13 protein-coding genes are annotated in these 16407 nt (G+C 72.7%); 8 read left to right on the top strand and 5 right to left on the bottom strand.

Annotated features, from left to right (window positions below; translation table 11 throughout):
* The first annotated feature begins 120 nt into the window (after window positions 1-120).
* On the top strand, window positions 121-1944 hold the full coding sequence (locus tag ABT129_RS30180; RefSeq protein ID WP_351907916.1) for a DUF2264 domain-containing protein: 1824 nt from the start codon (window positions 121-123) through the stop codon (window positions 1942-1944).
* A gap of 55 nt (window positions 1945-1999) precedes the next feature.
* Here the strand turns inward: ABT129_RS30180 and ABT129_RS30175 are convergent, their stop codons facing one another.
* Both ABT129_RS30175 and ABT129_RS30170 read right to left on the bottom strand, forming a co-directional pair.
* Entirely contained in the window at window positions 2000-2773 is a 774-nt protein-coding gene (locus ABT129_RS30175) for an SDR family NAD(P)-dependent oxidoreductase (protein ID WP_351907914.1), read from the bottom strand.
* Window positions 2774-2857: 84 nt separating this feature from the next.
* Complete coding sequence (locus ABT129_RS30170; RefSeq protein ID WP_351907912.1) at window positions 2858-3532, bottom strand: MOSC domain-containing protein; 675 nt, start codon at window positions 3530-3532, stop codon at window positions 2858-2860.
* A gap of 81 nt (window positions 3533-3613) precedes the next feature.
* Here ABT129_RS30170 and ABT129_RS30165 point away from each other — a divergent pair, with 81 nt between their 5' ends.
* Entirely contained in the window at window positions 3614-4507 is an 894-nt protein-coding gene (locus ABT129_RS30165) for a LysR family transcriptional regulator (RefSeq protein ID WP_351907910.1), read from the top strand.
* A gap of 90 nt (window positions 4508-4597) precedes the next feature.
* Here the strand turns inward: ABT129_RS30165 and ABT129_RS30160 are convergent, their stop codons facing one another.
* Window positions 4598-4987 (bottom strand): WhiB family transcriptional regulator, encoded by a 390-nt coding sequence (locus ABT129_RS30160; RefSeq protein WP_351907908.1) that lies wholly within the window; start codon window positions 4985-4987, stop codon window positions 4598-4600.
* Window positions 4988-5421: 434 nt separating this feature from the next.
* Here ABT129_RS30160 and ABT129_RS30155 point away from each other — a divergent pair, with 434 nt between their 5' ends.
* The 4 genes from ABT129_RS30155 (at window position 5422) to ABT129_RS30140 (ending at window position 9753) form a co-directional block, all read left to right on the top strand.
* The gene (locus ABT129_RS30155; protein WP_003948568.1) at window positions 5422-6033 is read left to right on the top strand and encodes a response regulator transcription factor; all 612 of its coding nucleotides are present in this window, start codon (window positions 5422-5424) and stop codon (window positions 6031-6033) included.
* Between the two features lie 243 nt (window positions 6034-6276).
* Window positions 6277-6879 (top strand): sigma-70 family RNA polymerase sigma factor, encoded by a 603-nt coding sequence (locus ABT129_RS30150; protein ID WP_056552247.1) that lies wholly within the window; start codon window positions 6277-6279, stop codon window positions 6877-6879.
* A 140-nt stretch (window positions 6880-7019) separates the two neighbouring features.
* Window positions 7020-8522 carry an IMP dehydrogenase gene (guaB, locus tag ABT129_RS30145; RefSeq protein ID WP_351907906.1) on the top strand — a complete coding sequence of 501 codons (1503 nt, stop codon included), beginning with the start codon at window positions 7020-7022 and terminating at the stop codon, window positions 8520-8522.
* Between the two features lie 106 nt (window positions 8523-8628).
* Entirely contained in the window at window positions 8629-9753 is a 1125-nt protein-coding gene (locus ABT129_RS30140; protein WP_266895555.1) for a GuaB3 family IMP dehydrogenase-related protein, read from the top strand.
* 68 nt (window positions 9754-9821) lie between these two features.
* Here the strand turns inward: ABT129_RS30140 and ABT129_RS30135 are convergent, their stop codons facing one another.
* Both ABT129_RS30135 and ABT129_RS30130 read right to left on the bottom strand, forming a co-directional pair.
* Window positions 9822-10313 carry a hypothetical protein gene (locus tag ABT129_RS30135; RefSeq protein WP_351907904.1) on the bottom strand — a complete coding sequence of 164 codons (492 nt, stop codon included), beginning with the start codon at window positions 10311-10313 and terminating at the stop codon, window positions 9822-9824.
* A 111-nt stretch (window positions 10314-10424) separates the two neighbouring features.
* On the bottom strand, window positions 10425-11666 hold the full coding sequence (locus tag ABT129_RS30130) for a nucleotide sugar dehydrogenase (RefSeq protein ID WP_351907902.1): 1242 nt from the start codon (window positions 11664-11666) through the stop codon (window positions 10425-10427).
* Window positions 11667-11938: 272 nt separating this feature from the next.
* Here ABT129_RS30130 and ABT129_RS30125 point away from each other — a divergent pair, with 272 nt between their 5' ends.
* Both ABT129_RS30125 and ABT129_RS30120 read left to right on the top strand, forming a co-directional pair.
* On the top strand, window positions 11939-13645 hold the full coding sequence (locus ABT129_RS30125; protein ID WP_351907900.1) for a glycerol-3-phosphate dehydrogenase/oxidase: 1707 nt from the start codon (window positions 11939-11941) through the stop codon (window positions 13643-13645).
* A gap of 190 nt (window positions 13646-13835) precedes the next feature.
* A complete protein-coding gene (locus ABT129_RS30120) occupies window positions 13836-16250 on the top strand; it encodes a protein kinase domain-containing protein (RefSeq protein WP_351907898.1) in 2415 nt (804 codons plus the stop codon).
* Window positions 16251-16407 lie beyond the last annotated feature (157 nt).

The raw sequence follows: 16407 nt of genomic DNA, 5'->3' as shown, positions 1-16407 counted from the left end.
CAACCCCGGCCCCGAATGATCGAACGCTGAGAATTTCGATCATTCGCTCCGATCCTCTTGACGTTCGATCGGAGCCTGTTCAGGATTCCCGGCGACGCAGTCGTCACCGCAGGGAGCATCATGCCCACGCCGCCCGAGAATCGTGAGCTCAGCCCGTACACCGGCTGGACCCGTGCCCACTGGGAGGCCGCGGCCGACCGACTCCTGCTCGCGGTACGGCCGTTCGCCTCACCCCGCCACGGGCTGATCGACCTTCCCGGACCCCGGCCCAGCTGGTCCGGAGCCCGCTCCGACGGCCTGGAGGGCTGGGCCCGCACCTTCCTCCTCGCCGCACTCCGCGTCGCGGGCGCCGGAGGAGCGGACCCGCACGGCCACCTCGACCGGTACGCCGAGGGACTCGCCGCGGGAACGGCGACGCCCGGCACCGGCGACCCCGACTCCTGGCCCCGCACGACCGACACCCGGCAGGCCATCGTCGAAGCCGCCTCCGTGGCCCTCGGCCTCCGCCTCACCCGGCCCTGGCTCTGGGACCGGCTCGACGACCGCACCCGCGCCCGGGTCGTCGACTGGCTCCGCCCCGCCCTCGGACCGTCCCCCGTCGACAACAACTGGTGGCTCTTCGGCCTCACCGTCGCCGGCTTCCTCCAGGACGCCGGCGCCGAGACCGACCGGGCCGCCGCCACGATCGACCGCTCCCTCGCCCGCGTCGAGGAGTGGTACCTCGGCGACGGCTGGTACAGCGACGGCGACAACCGCGCCTTCGACCACTACAACGCCTGGGCCCTGCACTTCTACCCCGTCCTCCACGCCCACCTCGCCGGCGACCGGGCGCTCCTCGACCGGTACGGGCCCCGCCTCCGCGCCCACCTCGACGACTACGTCCACCTCTTCGACGCCGACGGAGCGCCCCTCCCGTACGGGCGCTCCCTGATCTACCGCTTCGCCGCCGCCGCCGCGCCCTGGCTCGGCGCCCTCACCGGGCACACCCCGCTCACCCCCGGCGCCACCCGCCGCCTCGCCTCGGGGACGGTGCGGTACTTCCTCGACCGCGGCGCCACCGACCCGGACGGGCTCCTCACCCTCGGCTGGCACGGCCCGTACCCGCCGTTCGTCCAGGAGTACTCCGGCCCCGGCTCCCCCTACTGGGCGTCCAAGGGTTTCCTCGGCCTCCTCCTGCCCGCGGACCACCCCGCCTGGACCGACCCCGAGGAACCCCTGCCCGCCGAACGCGCCGACACCGTCCGCCTCTTCGGCCCGACCGGGCTGCTCGTCCAGACCACCGCCGCCGACGGGCTCGTACGCCTCCACAACCACGGCAGCAACCACGTCCACAGCGTCGATCAGGGTGAGGACGACCCCGGCTACGCCCGCCAGGCCTACGCGACCCGGACGGGTCCCACCACCGGACCGGCCCCCGCCGACAACCACTTCGCGCTGCTCACGCGGGACGGAGCGTCCACCACCCGGGGCGCCGCCGTCCCCGCCGGCGGCGGCCCCGGCTGGGCCGCCTCCCGGCACATCCCGTACCCCGGCGTCCGGGTCCTCTCCGCCACCCTCGCCCACGGCCGCGCCGAGGTCCGCGCCCACCTCGTCCTCGGCGCCCCGGAAGGGACCCCCGTACGGCAGACCGGCTGGGCCACCACTCCCGGGGGGCCGCACGCCCAGCTCCACCCGGTCCACGGCTATCCGGCGGACGACGAGGCGGACGAACTCCCCACCGGGGAGACCCTTCAGGGGCCGGGCAGCCGCACCCTCACCCTGCACGGCGTCACGAGCGGGCCCGCCACCCTCTTCGTCGCCCTCGCCTCGCTCACCGCCGAACCCGCCCCGGCCCCCGTCGCCGCGCTCGCGGACGTCCGGGTCACCGGCCACGCCCTGCACGTGACCTGGCGGAACGGCACCACCGCGGGACTCGACCTCGGCACGCTCGCCGAGCGGGTGTGAGGGCCGTCGCGAAGAGGGGCGCGCGGGGCGGTGCGACGGGCGGGGCGAAGGGCCGTCACTTCGGCCCGTACTTGCGCCCCGCCCTGGAGGACACCCCGCCGAGCAGACCGCGCGGCGCCAGCTTCACCACACCCATGAGGGCCTTGTAGCGGGGGTCGGGGATCGACAGCGTCCTGCCCCGCTCCAGGTCCGCGAGGGCCGCCGTCACCAGCTTGTCCGCGTCGAGCCACATCCAACCGGGGATGTTGTCCGTCCCCATCCCGGCCCGCTCGTGGAACTCGGTCCGCACGAAGCCGGGGCAGAGCGCCATCAGCCGGACCCCGCTGCCCGCCAGGTCCCGCGCCGCGCCCTGGGTGAACTGCACGACCCAGGCCTTGGACGCCCCGTACGTGCCCCGGGGCAGGAAGGCCGCGACCGAGGCGACGTTCACCACGGCCCCCCGGCGGCGCTCCTTCATCGACGCGGCGGCGGCCGAGGTCAGCCGCAGCACCGCCTCGCAGTGCACCGTGAGCATCTTCAGCTCGTCGGCCATGGGTACGTCGAGGAAGCGGCCCTTGTTGCCGAACCCGGCGTTGTTCACCAGCATGTCCACCGGCTGCTTCGGGTCCGAGAGCCGGGCCTCGACGGCGGCGATGCCCTTCTCGTCGGCGAGGTCCGCCGCGAGCACCTCGGCCTCGATGCCGTGCCGGTCGTGCAGCTCGGTCGCCTGCTCCCGGAGCCGCTTCACGTCCCGGGCCACGAGCACGACATCGTGACCGTCGGCGGCCAGCCTCCGTGCGAAGGCGGCCCCGATGCCCGCGGTGGCGCCCGTAATCAGTGCAGTCGTCATACGGGCACGGTAGTGCCCCGACCGGCGCCTCCCGCCCGGGCGTCCTCCTCCGCCACCGGTCCGCCACCGTCCGCCCGCGGGCGACTACGCGCGGGCGTACTTCTCCGCGTACTGGCGTGCGAGCGCGAGGAGTCCGGACTCCATCCACTCGGCGGCCGCCAAGGTGCGGGGCAGCAGGGTCCGTTCGACGGTCGCGGCGCGGTGGAGCAGCGCGACGGTGATGTCGTGGTCGGGCCGGTGGACGACGGTGATCGGGTCGCCGGCGCGGATCTCGCCCGGCACGATCACCCGCAGCAGGGCGCCGGGTCCGGCCTCGGACCGCGTGAAGCGGCGGACCCAGCCCGTCTCCTCCAGGAAGCCCGCGAACGTACGGCAGGGGATGCGGCCGCCGGTGACCTCCAGGACGACCTCCTCGCCGATCCGCCACCGCTCGCCGACCAGGGCCCCGTTCACGTCGAGGCCGCGGGTGGTGAGGTTCTCGCCGAAGGAGCCGTTGGCGAGCTCACGGTCGAGCTCCCGCTCCCACAGGTCCAGGTCCTCGCGGGCGAAGGCGTACGCGGCGCGGTCGTCGCCGCCGTGGAAGCGCAGGTCGCAGACCGTGTCCCCGGCCAGCCCGCTCTTCCCGACCCCGGGCGCGCCGGGGGCCTCGATCCGTACGGGCCCGTCGACCGGCCGCTTGTCGATGGCGGTCAGTCCGGAGGCGGCTTCGGTGTAGTCCGCGGCCTGGGCGCGGCCCACATTCACACTCAGCAAGGTCATGAGGGCACTTTACGGGCACCGATCTCAAAGCCGCAGGCGAGAATGTGCGGCCTCACCCAAGATTCGCTTATGCTGAAACGCATGATCGAGGCACGCCATCTCCGCGTCCTGCGCGCCGTCGCCGCCACCGGCTCCTTCTCGGCCGCCGCGCGCGAACTCGGCTGCACCCAGCCCGCCGTCAGCCAGCAGATGAAGGCCCTCGAAGCCTCCGCCGGCACGCCGCTGCTGATCCGCACGGGCCGCGAGATGCGCCTCACCCAGGCCGGTGAGGTCCTGGTCCGCCACGCCTCCGGCATCCTCGCCGGGCTCACCGCCGCCGAGGAGGAGGTCGCCGCCATCGCCGGGCTCCGGGCGGGCCGGGTCCGTCTGGTGTCCTTCCCGAGCGGCAGCTCCACGCTCGTCCCCACCGCGCTCGCCGCGCTGCGGGCCGCGCACCCCGGCACCCGCGTCTCGCTCGTCGAGGCCGAACCGCCGCGTTCGATCGAGATGCTCCGCGAGGGCGACTGCGACGTGGCCCTCGCCTTCCGGTACGGGGCGGGGCAGGCCGAGTGGGACGACCTGGTGGTCCGGCCGATCCTCGCCGACCGGCTGGTGGGTCTGGTCCCCGAGGGGCACCGGCTCGCCGGGGCCGGGTCGGTGGGCATCGCCGAACTCGCGGAGGAGTCCTGGATCGCGGGCTGCCCGCGCTGCCGCCGGCAGCTCGTGGACGTCTGCGAGGAGGCGGGCTTCACCCCCCGCATCGACTTCGCCACCGACGACTACCCGGCCGTGGTGGGCCTGGTGGGCGCGGGGCTCGGCGTGGCCGTCCTGCCGGAGCTGGCCATCGAGTCCGTACGGCCGAAGGGGGCGCGGACCGTGACCGTGGAACCGGCGGTGGAGCGGGAGATCGTGGCGCTGACGCTGCCCGACCTGGCGCAGGTCCCGGCGGTGGCCGCCACGCTCGACGAGCTGACCCGCGCCGCCACGCGCGCGTAGACGCGGTCGCGCGACACGCGCGTGGGCGCGGTCGGTCAGGCTCGGTACTGGTTCCCGGTGTTGCGCGGTGCTAGTTGAGGAAACGTTCCTTCACATGCGCTCCACAATCGGCCGGCCTGCTGCCGACGCCGATGTCGTCATCGATGTCACGGATGCCACGGGCGCGGCCGACGGGGCCGTCGGCGCCGCGGTGATCAGGCGATTGCGCGCGCGTCCCATGAGCTCTTCGCGTTCGTCCTCGGTGAGGCCGCCCCAGACGCCGTAGGGCTCCCGCACGGCGAGTGCGTGTGCCGCGCACTCCGCGCGCACCGGGCACCGCATGCAGACCTCTTTCGCCGAGTTCTCACGCGCACTCCGTGCCGCGCCGCGCTCTCCCTCGGGGTGGAAGAACAGGGAGCTGTCGACGCCGCGGCAGGCCGCGAGCAGTTGCCAGTCCCACAGATCGGCGTTGGGTCCGGGAAGGCGGGAGAAATCTGCCATTGCGCTTGTCCCCTTGAAACCGTGTCGAACGGATAGGTGGGCGGGTGGATGGCTGATGGCCGGGGCTCCTCGGGCTCCGACGGATCTCGGGTCGGTACACCTACTGTCTAAGTAGATGTAAATATGACTCATTGCGAATCTAGCCACAGACACCGCGAAAAGGGAAGAAAAGCCGCTAAATGGGGCATAGCTTTCGCCGATGGACAGAAGGCGCGCGTCGCTCTCCTCCGCGCACGACCCCTCACGTAGAGTGCCGAAGCCTGCCGTCCGACCCGTAACTCTTTCGAGTGACCGTCGTTGAGAGTGCGGTGGCGGTTGAAGGAACAAGCGATCGGGCAGGTGTCCGAGAGCGTCAATCGCACAGGTGACGATTACGTACAGCCCTGGAGGCTCAAGGTGACGCGCTACAGCTGCGAGAGCCGCGGAGGTCAGGCATGACATCCGTCCTCGTCTGCGACGACTCCCCGCTTGCCCGAGAGGCGCTCCGCCGCGCGGTCGCGACCGTGCCCGGCGTCGAGCGCGTGACCACCGCGGCCAACGGCGAGGAAGTCCTCCGCCGCTGGGGCGCGGACCGCTCGGACCTGATTCTGATGGACGTACGCATGCCCGGTCTGGGCGGCGTGGAGACCGTCCGCCGGCTGCTCTCCGCGGACCCCGGCGCCCGCATCATCATGCTCACGGTCGCCGAGGACCTCGACGGCGTCGCCCTCGCGGTCGCCGCCGGCGCCCGCGGCTATCTGCACAAGGACGCCTCGCGCGCCGAACTGCGGGCCACCGTCACCCAGGCGCTGGCCGACCCGACCTGGCGGCTCGCCCCGCGCCGGCTCCGTTCGGCCGAGATGGGCGCCGCGCCCACCCTCACCGCGCGCGAGATCCAGGTCCTCGAAGGCATGAGCCACGGCCGGTCCAACGCGGAGATCGGGCGCGAGCTCTTCCTCTCCGAGGACACGGTCAAGACCCACGCCCGGCGGCTCTTCAAGAAGCTCGGCGCCTCCGACCGGGCGCACGCCGTCGCCCTCGGGTTCCGCTGGGGCCTGGTCCGCTGAATCGCAGGTCACCCGCCACGTCCCCGTCCTCACCCACGCCCGTCGTGGGGTGGACGGGGTGGGCTTGTGTCACTTCCCCGCCGAATGACGCATCCTTGAGGTGTGGAGTTCCTCGGGGACGAGTCGATCGAGCGGGAGGGGAGGGCGCGGGAGATGAGTTCCGGCGCACCTGCTCATAACGCTTCGGTGCACAACTACGGACGCGGTGCCACGAACGCGGAAGCGTCGGGGCACCATGGAGCGATGCGCGACGACGAGACCGTGGGGTCCCCCATGCCTGCCGGGCAGGGGGAGATCGGCGCGCTCGTCCGCCGCGCGGTCGAGGGCGACGCCCAGGCCACGCACGACCTGCTCGCGCGGGTCCACCCGCTCGCCCTGCGGTACTGCCGCACCCGCCTCAACCGGCTCCCGGGCGACGCCCGGCACTTCGTCGAGGACCTGGCCCAGGAGGTCTGCGTCGCCGTCCTGATGGCGCTGCCGCGCTACAAGGACACGGGCAGACCCTTCGAGGCCTTCGTCTTCGCCATCGCCGGACACAAGGTCGCCGACCTCCAGCGTGCCGCCATGCGGCACCCGGGATCCACGGCCGTGCCCTCCGACGAGATGCCCGAGCGGCCCGACGACTCCCTCGGCCCCGAGGAGCGCGCGCTCCTCAGCGACGACGCCGAGTGGGCCAAGAAGCTGCTCGCCAACCTCCCGGAGAACCAGCGCGAACTGCTCGTGCTCCGCGTCGCGGTCGGACTGACCGCCGAGGAGACCGGGCAGATGCTCGGCATGTCCCCCGGCGCCGTCCGGGTCGCGCAGCACCGCGCGCTCAGCCGGCTCAGGGCGCTGGCCGAGCAGTAAGTCTCACCGGGGCTTGTCGTCCCTTTCGTACACGTGGGAACGTCCAAAGCTCGCCGCTGATCTTGATCGTGGAATGAGACACCGCTTCGGCCCGTTAGCATGGACATCCCGCACCGATCAAGGCCATTTGGGAAGGTGTCATGACTGCCAACGTCGACGGAGTGCCCGAGAAATTCGCGACACTCGGGCTGACCTACGACGACGTGCTGCTCCTGCCGGGCGCGTCCGAGGTCCTCCCGAACGCGGTCGACACCTCGTCCCGCATCTCCCGCAACGTCCGCGTGAACATCCCGCTGCTCTCGGCGGCGATGGACAAGGTCACCGAGTCCCGCATGGCCATCGCCATGGCGCGGCAGGGTGGCGTGGGCGTGCTGCACCGCAACCTGTCCATCGAGGACCAGGTCAACCAGGTCGACCTCGTGAAGCGCTCCGAGTCCGGCATGGTGACCGACCCGATCACCGTCCACCCGGACGCGACGCTCGCGGAGGCCGACGCGCTCTGCGCCAAGTTCCGCATCAGCGGCGTCCCGGTCACCGACCAGGGCGGCCGCCTCCTCGGCATCGTCACCAACCGCGACATGGCCTTCGAGTCGGACCGCAGCCGCCAGGTGCGCGAGGTCATGACCCCGATGCCGCTGGTCACCGGCAAGGTCGGCATCTCCGGCGTGGACGCGATGGAGCTGCTCCGCCGCCACAAGATCGAGAAGCTGCCGCTGGTCGACGAGACGGGCATCCTCAAGGGCCTCATCACGGTCAAGGACTTCGTCAAGGCCGAGAAGTACCCGCACGCCGCCAAGGACAAGGAAGGCCGGCTGCTCGTCGGCGCGGCCGTCGGCGCCAGCCCCGAGGCGCTGGAGCGCGCCCAGGGCCTGGCCGAGGCGGGCGTGGACTTCCTGATCGTCGACACCTCGCACGGGCACAACAGCAACGCCCTGAACTGGATGGCGAAGATCAAGTCCAGCGTCGGCGTCGACGTCATCGGCGGCAACGTCGCGACGCGCGACGGCGCGCAGGCCCTGATCGACGCCGGTGTCGACGGCGTCAAGGTCGGCGTCGGCCCCGGCTCCATCTGCACCACCCGGGTGGTCGCCGGCATCGGCGTCCCGCAGGTCACCGCCATCTACGAGGCGGCGCTCGCCGCCCGCGCGGCCGGTGTCCCGGTCATCGGCGACGGCGGTCTGCAGTACTCCGGCGACATCGGCAAGGCGCTCGCCGCCGGCGCCGACACCGTGATGCTCGGCAGCCTGCTCGCCGGGTGCGAGGAGTCCCCGGGCGAGCTGCAGTTCATCAACGGCAAGCAGTTCAAGTCGTACCGCGGCATGGGCTCGCTCGGCGCGATGCAGTCCCGCGGCCAGGGCCGGTCCTACTCCAAGGACCGCTACTTCCAGGCCGAGGTGGCCTCGGACGACAAGCTCGTCCCCGAGGGCATCGAGGGCCAGGTGCCCTACCGCGGCCCGCTGGCCAACGTGCTGCACCAGCTCGTCGGCGGTCTGCGCCAGACGATGGGCTACGTGGGCGCGGCCACCATCGACGAGATGGAGTCGAAGGGCCGGTTCGTCCGGATCACCTCCGCGGGCCTCAAGGAGAGCCACCCGCACGACATCCAGATGACGGTCGAGGCGCCGAACTACAGCAGGAAGTAACACAGCGCGACGCGTGGGGGCGGTTCCGGCATGTGGCCGGAGCCGCCCCCCACGCTTGTGTCGGGGATACTGGTAGGCGCAGACGTAGAGGGAAAGGCCACACATCGTGACTGAGATCGAGATCGGGCGCGGCAAGCGCGGCCGCAGGGCGTACGCGTTCGACGACATCGCCGTCGTCCCGAGCCGGCGCACCCGGGACCCGAAGGAGGTCTCGATCGCCTGGCAGATCGACGCCTACCGTTTTGAGCTGCCGTTCCTGGCCGCTCCCATGGACTCGGTCGTCTCGCCGCAGACCGCCATCCGCATCGGCGAACTGGGCGGCCTGGGCGTCCTGAACCTCGAAGGTCTCTGGACCCGGTACGAGGACCCGCAGCCGCTGCTGGACGAGATCGCCGAGCTGGACGAGGCGACCGCGACCCGTCGTCTGCAGGAGATCTACGCCGCCCCGATCAAGGAAGAGCTGATCGGGCAGCGCATCAAGGAGGTGCGCGACTCCGGTGTCGTCACCGCCGCCGCGCTCTCCCCGCAGCGCACCGCGCAGTTCTCCAAGGCCGTCGTCGACGCCGGGGTGGACATCTTCGTCATCCGCGGCACGACGGTCTCCGCCGAGCACGTCTCCGGCGCGTCCGAGCCGCTGAACCTGAAGCAGTTCATCTACGAGCTGGACGTCCCGGTCATCGTCGGCGGCTGCGCCACGTACACCGCGGCGCTCCACCTGATGCGCACCGGCGCGGCGGGTGTCCTCGTCGGCTTCGGCGGCGGCGCGGCGCACACCACGCGCAACGTGCTGGGCATCCAGGTCCCGATGGCGACCGCCGTCGCCGACGTGGCCGCGGCCCGCCGCGACTACATGGACGAGTCCGGCGGCCGGTACGTGCACGTCATCGCCGACGGCGGTGTCGGCTGGTCCGGCGACCTGCCGAAGGCGATCGCCTGCGGCGCCGACTCGGTCATGATCGGCTCCCCGCTGGCCCGCGCCACGGACGCGCCCGGCAAGGGCCACCACTGGGGCATGGAGGCCGTCCACGAGGACGTGCCGCGCGGCAAGCTGGTCGACCTGGGCATCGTCGGCACCACCGAGGAGATCCTCGCGGGCCCGTCGCACACCCCGGACGGCTCGATGAACTTCTTCGGCGCCCTGCGCCGCGCGATGGCCACCACGGGCTACAGCGAGCTCAAGGAGTTCCAGCGCGTCGAGGTCACCGTCGCGGACTCCCAGCACAAGCGCTGATCCGCCGTACGTACGCCGAGGGGCCCCGCACCACCCGGTGCGGGGCCCCTCGGCGTACGGCGGTCCGGCTACGCGGAGGCCTTCCTGGCGCCGGAGAAGGCGGCGAAGGAGCCGAGACCGAAGAAGAGGAACGTCAGGGCGTCCTTGTTCTCGCTCCAGGCGTCGGTGATCAGGCCGAACTCCTCCAGGAAGAGGTCCAGGGCGGAGGCGTCCAGCTGCTCGGAGACGAGGATCGCGATGCCCACGAGCTGGCCGAGGTAGATGGCCCCCAGGGCCAGCACCGCGCTGGCGACCGGCAGGACGGGGTTGCGACCGCCGACCTTGCCGGCGGCGAGGCCCACGAGGAAGCCGACGCCGACGGCGGCCCAGCCGATCTCGCGCTCGATGCCGCCGATCAGGGCGCCGTACACACCGGCCGTGACGAGCGCCGCGACCAGGGCGGCGACCAGACCGAGCACCACGTTGTCGCGGGCGGGGGCGGGCGGCGGCGCGACCGGGTAGGGCTCGGGCGCGGCGCCGCCGGCGAACGGGTTGCCGGGCGGCGGAACGGGCTGGCTCATGCTGTGGATCCCCCCAGGGACGACGTCGCACGGATGTGTGTGCGAGAGGCCCGGAGGCTAGCAGCCGGGTGTGACAGCGGAACAGTGGGTTTCGGCCGGTGGCCGCGCGGCTCAGAGCCGGTGGGCGGTGCCGGTCGGGGTGGCGCCCCGGGTGTCGAGGAGGAGCTGTGCCTTCACCGCGAGGCCCTGGAGGTCGTACGTGCGGTGGTGCTGGAGCAGGACGGTGAGGTCCGCGTGGGCGGCGGCCTCGTAGAGGGAGTCCGCGCGGGGGACGGGGAGCTCGCGGACGCGCCAGTCCGGGACGTGCGGGTCGTGGTAGCTGACGGCCGCGCCGAGGTCCATGAGGCGGCGGGCGATCTCGTCGGCGGGGGAGCCCTGGCGGTCGGGGAGGTCGGGCTTGTACGTGATCCCGAGCAGCAGGATCCGGGCGCCGCGGGCCGACTTGCCGTGCTCGTTGAGGAGGGTGGCGGCGCGCTGGACGACGTACGCCGGCATGCGTTCGTTGACCTGGCCGGCGAGTTCGACGAGGCGCAGCGGGCGGTGGGCGCCGACGGTGTCGACGGGGGCGCCGTGACCGCCGACCCCCGGGCCGGGGCGGAAGGCCTGGAAGCCGAAGGGCTTGGTCTCGGCGCAGCGGATGACGTCCCACAGGTCGACGCCGAGTTCGTGGCAGAGGACCGCCATCTCGTTGACGAGGGCGATGTTGACGTGCCGGAAGTTGGTCTCCAGGAGTTTGACCGTCTCCGCCTCGCGGGGGCCACGCGCGCGTACCACCTTGTCGGTGAGCCGGCCGTAGAAGGCGGCCGCCGACTCGGTGCACGCCGGGGTGAGGCCGCCGATGACCTTGGGGGTGCCGGCGAAGCCGTGGGTACGGCTGCCGGGGTCGAGGCGGCCGGGGGAGTACGCGAGATGGAAGTCGCGGCCGGCGCGGAGGCCGGAGCCCGTTTCGAGGACCTCGCGGAGCAGTCCCTCGGTGGTGCCCGGCGGGACCGGGGACTCCAGGAGGACGGTGGTGTGCGGGCGCAGCCGGGCGGCGAGCACGCGGGCCGCGTCGGTGACGGCGGTGAGGTCGAGCGCGCGGTCCGGGCCGAGGGGGGTCGGGGCGCACAGGACGGCGGTGCGGACCCGGCCGAGTTCGGCGGGGTCGGAGGTGGGCCGGAAGCCCCCCGAGAGCATCCGGCGGATCTCCGGGACGGTGAGGGAGCCGTCGACCGGGGACCGGCCGGCGGCGAGTTCGGCGGCGGGGCGTGGGTCGGTGTCGTAGCCGATGGTGTCGATGCCCGCGGCGGTGGCGGCCTGGGCCAGGGGGAGTCCGTGGTGGCCGAGGCCGATGACGGCGAGATCAGCGGGCATGGGTGGGCCGTCCTTCCCAGTAGCCGGAGGGGACTCGACGCGCAAGCCCGGTGGACAGAACGGGTCGAGCGCAATGTCAGACTAGGCGTAAATATGACCGATATGCGGCATTGCGTAGCCGCAGGTCGTCGAGTGTTATCCACAGGTCGGTGGCGAGGCGGTGGCTGAAGTCGCCCGGGAGGGACAGAATCGAGCTGTGAGCCGGACCGCGTGGCCCGGTTCGCGTGCTGGAACGACCGGAGTACGACGGGGGACGACGGGAGGCAACAGCCGTGAGGACAGCGACACTGGGACCCGCCGAGCGCGTCGAAGCGCTCGCGGACATGGCCGAGCGCGAGCTGGACGTGCTGGTCGTCGGCGCCGGAGTGGTCGGCGCCGGGACGGCCCTCGACGCCGTCACGAGAGGGCTCTCCACCGGCATCGTCGAGGCCCGCGACTGGGCGTCCGGCACCTCCAGCCGGTCCAGCAAGCTCATCCACGGCGGCCTGCGCTACCTGGAGATGCTGGACTTCGCCCTGGTCAGGGAGGCGCTCAAGGAGCGCGGGCTGCTCCTGGAGCGGCTCGCACCCCACCTGGTGAAGCCGGTCCCCTTCCTCTACCCGCTGCAGCACAAGGGCTGGGAGCGGTTCTACGCGGGCTCCGGCGTCGCGCTGTACGACGCGATGTCGTTCTCCTCGGGCCACGGCCGAGGCCTGCCCGTCCACCGGCACCTCTCCCGGCGGGGCGCCCTGCGCGTCGCCCCCTGCCTCAAGAAGGACGCCCTCGTCGGCGCCATGCAGTACTACGACGCCCAGATGGACGACGCCCGCTTCGTCACGACCCTCGTGCGCACCGCCGCGTCCTACGGCGCCCTGGCCGCGAGCCGGGCCCGCGTCATCGGCTTCCTGCGCGAGGGCGAGCGGGTCGTCGGCGCCCGCGTCCAGGACGTCGAGGCCGGGGTGGCGTACGAGATCAGGGCCAAGCAGATCGTCAACGCCACCGGGGTGTGGACCGACGACACCCAGGCCCTCATCGGCGAGCGCGGCCAGTTCCACGTCCGCGCCTCCAAGGGCATCCACCTGGTCGTCCCCAAGGACCGCATCCACTCCTCCACCGGGCTCATCCTGCGCACCGAGAAGTCCGTGCTCTTCGTGATCCCCTGGGGCCGGCACTGGATCGTCGGCACCACCGACACCGAGTGGGACCTCGACAAGGCCCACCCGGCCGCGTCCAGCGCCGACATCGACTACCTCCTGGAGCACGTGAACACCGTGCTCGCCACCCCGCTCACCCGCGACGACGTCGAGGGCGTCTACGCGGGCCTGCGCCCCCTGCTCGCCGGCGAGTCGGACGCCACGAGCAAGCTCTCGCGCGAACACACCGTCGCCCACCCGGTCCCGGGTCTGGTCGTGGTGGCCGGCGGCAAGTACACGACGTACCGCGTCATGGCCAAGGACGCCGTCGACGAGGCGGTGCACGGCCTCGACCAGCGCGTCGCCCCCTGCGTCACCGAGGACACCCCGCTCCTCGGCGCCGAAGGCTACCGGGCCCTGTGGAACGCGCGGGCGAGGATCGCCGCGCGGACCGGCCTCCACGTCGTCCGCGTCGAGCATCTCCTGAACCGGTACGGCTCCCTGACGGAGCAGATCCTCGACCTCATCGCCGAGGACCCCGCACTCGGCCGGCCGCTCGCGGCCGCCGACGACTACCTGCGCGCCGAAATCGTCTACGCCGCCTCCCACGAGGGCGCGCGCCACCTCGACGACGTCCTCACCCGGCGGACCAGGATCTCCATCGAGACCTTCGACCGGGGAACGCTCAGCGCCCGTGAGTGCGCGGAGCTGATGGCGCCGGTCCTCGGCTGGGACGAGCTCCAGATCGAGAAGGAGGTCGAGCACTACGACAAGCGGGTCGAGGCGGAACGGGAGTCGCAGCGGCAGCCCGACGACCTGACGGCGGACGCCGCCCGGCTCGGGGCGCCGGACATCGTGCCGATCTGACAGGACGGCTGCGCCGCACGCGTCGGGTGGGAACCTGGGGGGTGTGCGGGGGCGTCGTCATCCCGGAGTACGGACCCGGGGGCGCCACCCGTCCCGAGGTGAGGGACAATGGCCTCTCTTCCAGGGCGGGTTACCGCATCGCGCGGGAAGCGGCAGACGCGGCGAAGATCAGGGATCGCAGAGGGGACGCATGTCGGAGGCGGAGCAGTCGCGGGACACGGCGAAGGACCCCAGGCGGGACGCCGCCGCGGGGGCCTCGGCCGACGGCGACCGAGGGGCGGTCCCGGCCGCGCGCAAGCCGGCGCGGGACGCGGAGAACGCGCAGGTCAAGCAGGGTTCGGACGCTGCGGGTGACGGCCGGGACACGGGGGACGCGGGTGATGTGCAGAGTGCACAGGACTCGGCGGAACCGGTGGATCGGGCGGCGCCCGTGAGCCCCGGCGACGCCGCGGGCGCGGCGGACGTCCGGGACACCGGGGGTGCTCGCAACGTGAAGGACGCTCAGGACGCGCAGGATCCCCGGGCGGTGAAGGACGCTCAGGACGCCTCCGCCGCCGGACGGCTGCGCGGGACCGAGCCGTCGACCGGGCGCGCCGGGTTCGGCGCGGGCGACGGCGACGGCGAGAGCGGCCGCAGGCCGGCCGCGGGCGGCGCCCGCACCACCGGTGGCGACCGGGGGCGCAAGGCCCCGGTCAACGAAGGCCGTCTCCTCGCGGGACGCTACCGGCTCGGCGCGATCCTCGGCCGCGGCGGCATGGGCACCGTGTGGCGCGCGGTCGACGAGACCCTCGGCCGTACCGTCGCCGTCAAGGAACTCCGCTTCCCCACCAGCATCGACGAGGACGAGAAGCGACGCCTCATCACCCGGACCCTGCGCGAGGCGAAGGCCATCGCCCGGATCCGCAACAACGGCGCCGTGACCGTGTACGACGTCGTCGACGAGGACGACCGTCCGTGGATCGTCATGGAGCTCATCGAGGGCAAGTCCCTCGCCGACGCCGTGCGCGAGGACGGGACGCTCACGCCCCGGCGCGCCGCCGAGGTCGGCCTCGCCATCCTCGACGTGCTGCGTTCGGCGCACCGCGAGGGCATCCTGCACCGCGACGTGAAGCCGTCCAACGTGCTGATCGCCGAGGACGGCCGGGTCGTCCTCACCGACTTCGGCATCGCCCAGGTGGAGGGCGACCCCTCCATCACCTCCACCGGCATGCTCGTCGGCGCCCCCTCGTACATCTCCCCGGAGCGCGCCCGCGGCCACAAGCCCGGCCCCGCCGCCGACATGTGGTCGCTCGGCGGACTGCTGTACGCGGCGGTCGAGGGCAGCCCGCCGTACGACAAGGGCTCCGCCATCGCCACCCTCACGGCGGTGATGACCGAGCCGGTCGACCCGCCGAAGAACTCCGGACCCGAGCTGGAGAAGGTCATCTACGGCCTCCTGGCCAAGGACCCGGCCCAGCGGCTCGACGACGCCCGCGCCCGCGTCCTGCTCCTCGCCGTGCTCGACGCGCCCGAGGCGGCGCCCCCGGTCTCCCCCGAGGTCACCAGGGTCGTACCGCTGCCGCCGCGTCCCGAGCGCACGCCCGACGCCCCGGCCGCCGACAAGGCGCCCGACGCCACGGCCGACCGCATGCGGGGCGCCCTGAAGTCCGTACGCAACGCGGCGGCCTCCGTGAAGGCCGACCCGAAGCCGACGCGCTCCCGGACGGCCGCGACGGCGGCGGCGAGCACCGCGTCGGCGCACGGCGGCGGCAGGCCGAACCCGGCCCGCGCGTCGCTGACCGATGTCGTACCGCGCCGCACGCTCGTGATCATCGCGGCGGTCGCCGTCCTCGCCCTGCTCGGGACGATCCTCGCGGTCTCCCTCGGCGGTGGCGAGGAGGGCAACCAGGGCAAGGACAGCGGGGGCACCACGGCCTCGGCCGGTGCCTCGGCCGGCGGCGACGGCTCCAGCGGTTCCGGCGGCTCCGACGGGGGCAAGGGCCAGACGCCCGGCGGCCCCGGCCAGCAGGGCGGCGCACAGCCCGGCGACACCGGCACCAACGGGACCACGGGCGCCGGCGCCACGGGCACCACCGGCACCACCGAAGGGTCGAACGGCAACGGCGCCACGCCGTCCGGCAAGCCCGACGGCGGCACGGGCGCCCAGCTGCCCGCGGGCTACACCCTCGTCACCAACGAGCGCTTCCACTTCTCCATGGCGATGCCCTCGAACTTCACGGTGCGCTCGATCCCGGGCTACAGCGGTGGCGGGATATTCAGCGCGAGCGGCGGCTTCCCGCGCATCCAGGTCGACTTCAACGCCAGCCCGAAGGACGACGCGGCGGCCGCCTGGGAGCTGGGCAAGATAGGCGTCGCCGCCACCAGCAAGGGCTACAAGCACTTCGGCATCAGGACGGTCTCGTACAAGGGCTACCCGACCGTCGCCGACTGGGAGTTCGAGCGCGTCCAGCAGGGCATGCGCGTCCACGTGCTCAACCGCGGCTTCAAGGTGGACGCCAAGCACGGCTACTCCATCATGATCAGCTGCAAGGCGGACGAGTGGAACGGCGCGGAGTGCAGGACGCTGCGCGAGACGGCGTTCGCCACGTTCAGCCCCAAGGACTGACCGAGGCCCCGTATCGTGAGGGTTCGAGGACCGTACACAGTCGAACAGAGCCGATAACTGCACGGTGCCGGACCGGAATTGTCGGACTCGCGTGACCCCGCCCGATCACGGGGGTCCGCGGGTCCACGGGGGACAGCGTGCGCGCGTGGGGAGGCGT

It is taken from the genome of Streptomyces sp. NPDC002057 (assembly GCF_040296665.1).
GTDB lineage: Bacteria > Actinomycetota > Actinomycetes > Streptomycetales > Streptomycetaceae > Streptomyces.
The sequence above is the reverse complement of the archived record's forward strand: the minus strand, read 5'-3'. Positions and strand labels throughout refer to the sequence as shown.

Excerpts from the sequence above, each read along its gene's own strand:
- ABT129_RS30130 (WP_351907902.1), bottom strand. The coding sequence starts at position 11,666 with ATGCCCGCTGATCTCGCCGTCATCGGCCTCGGCCACCACGGACTCCCC.
- ABT129_RS30180 (WP_351907916.1), top strand. The coding sequence starts at position 121 with ATGCCCACGCCGCCCGAGAATCGTGAGCTCAGCCCGTACACCGGCTGG.
- ABT129_RS30170 (WP_351907912.1), bottom strand. The coding sequence starts at position 3,532 with ATGACCTTGCTGAGTGTGAATGTGGGCCGCGCCCAGGCCGCGGACTAC.
- ABT129_RS30155 (WP_003948568.1), top strand. The coding sequence starts at position 5,422 with ATGACATCCGTCCTCGTCTGCGACGACTCCCCGCTTGCCCGAGAGGCG.
- ABT129_RS30120 (WP_351907898.1), top strand. The coding sequence starts at position 13,836 with ATGTCGGAGGCGGAGCAGTCGCGGGACACGGCGAAGGACCCCAGGCGG.
- guaB (WP_351907906.1), top strand. The coding sequence starts at position 7,020 with ATGACTGCCAACGTCGACGGAGTGCCCGAGAAATTCGCGACACTCGGG.
- ABT129_RS30165 (WP_351907910.1), top strand. The coding sequence starts at position 3,614 with ATGATCGAGGCACGCCATCTCCGCGTCCTGCGCGCCGTCGCCGCCACC.
- ABT129_RS30135 (WP_351907904.1), bottom strand. The coding sequence starts at position 10,313 with ATGAGCCAGCCCGTTCCGCCGCCCGGCAACCCGTTCGCCGGCGGCGCC.
- ABT129_RS30150 (WP_056552247.1), top strand. The coding sequence starts at position 6,277 with ATGCGCGACGACGAGACCGTGGGGTCCCCCATGCCTGCCGGGCAGGGG.
- ABT129_RS30160 (WP_351907908.1), bottom strand. The coding sequence starts at position 4,987 with ATGGCAGATTTCTCCCGCCTTCCCGGACCCAACGCCGATCTGTGGGAC.
- ABT129_RS30175 (WP_351907914.1), bottom strand. The coding sequence starts at position 2,773 with ATGACGACTGCACTGATTACGGGCGCCACCGCGGGCATCGGGGCCGCC.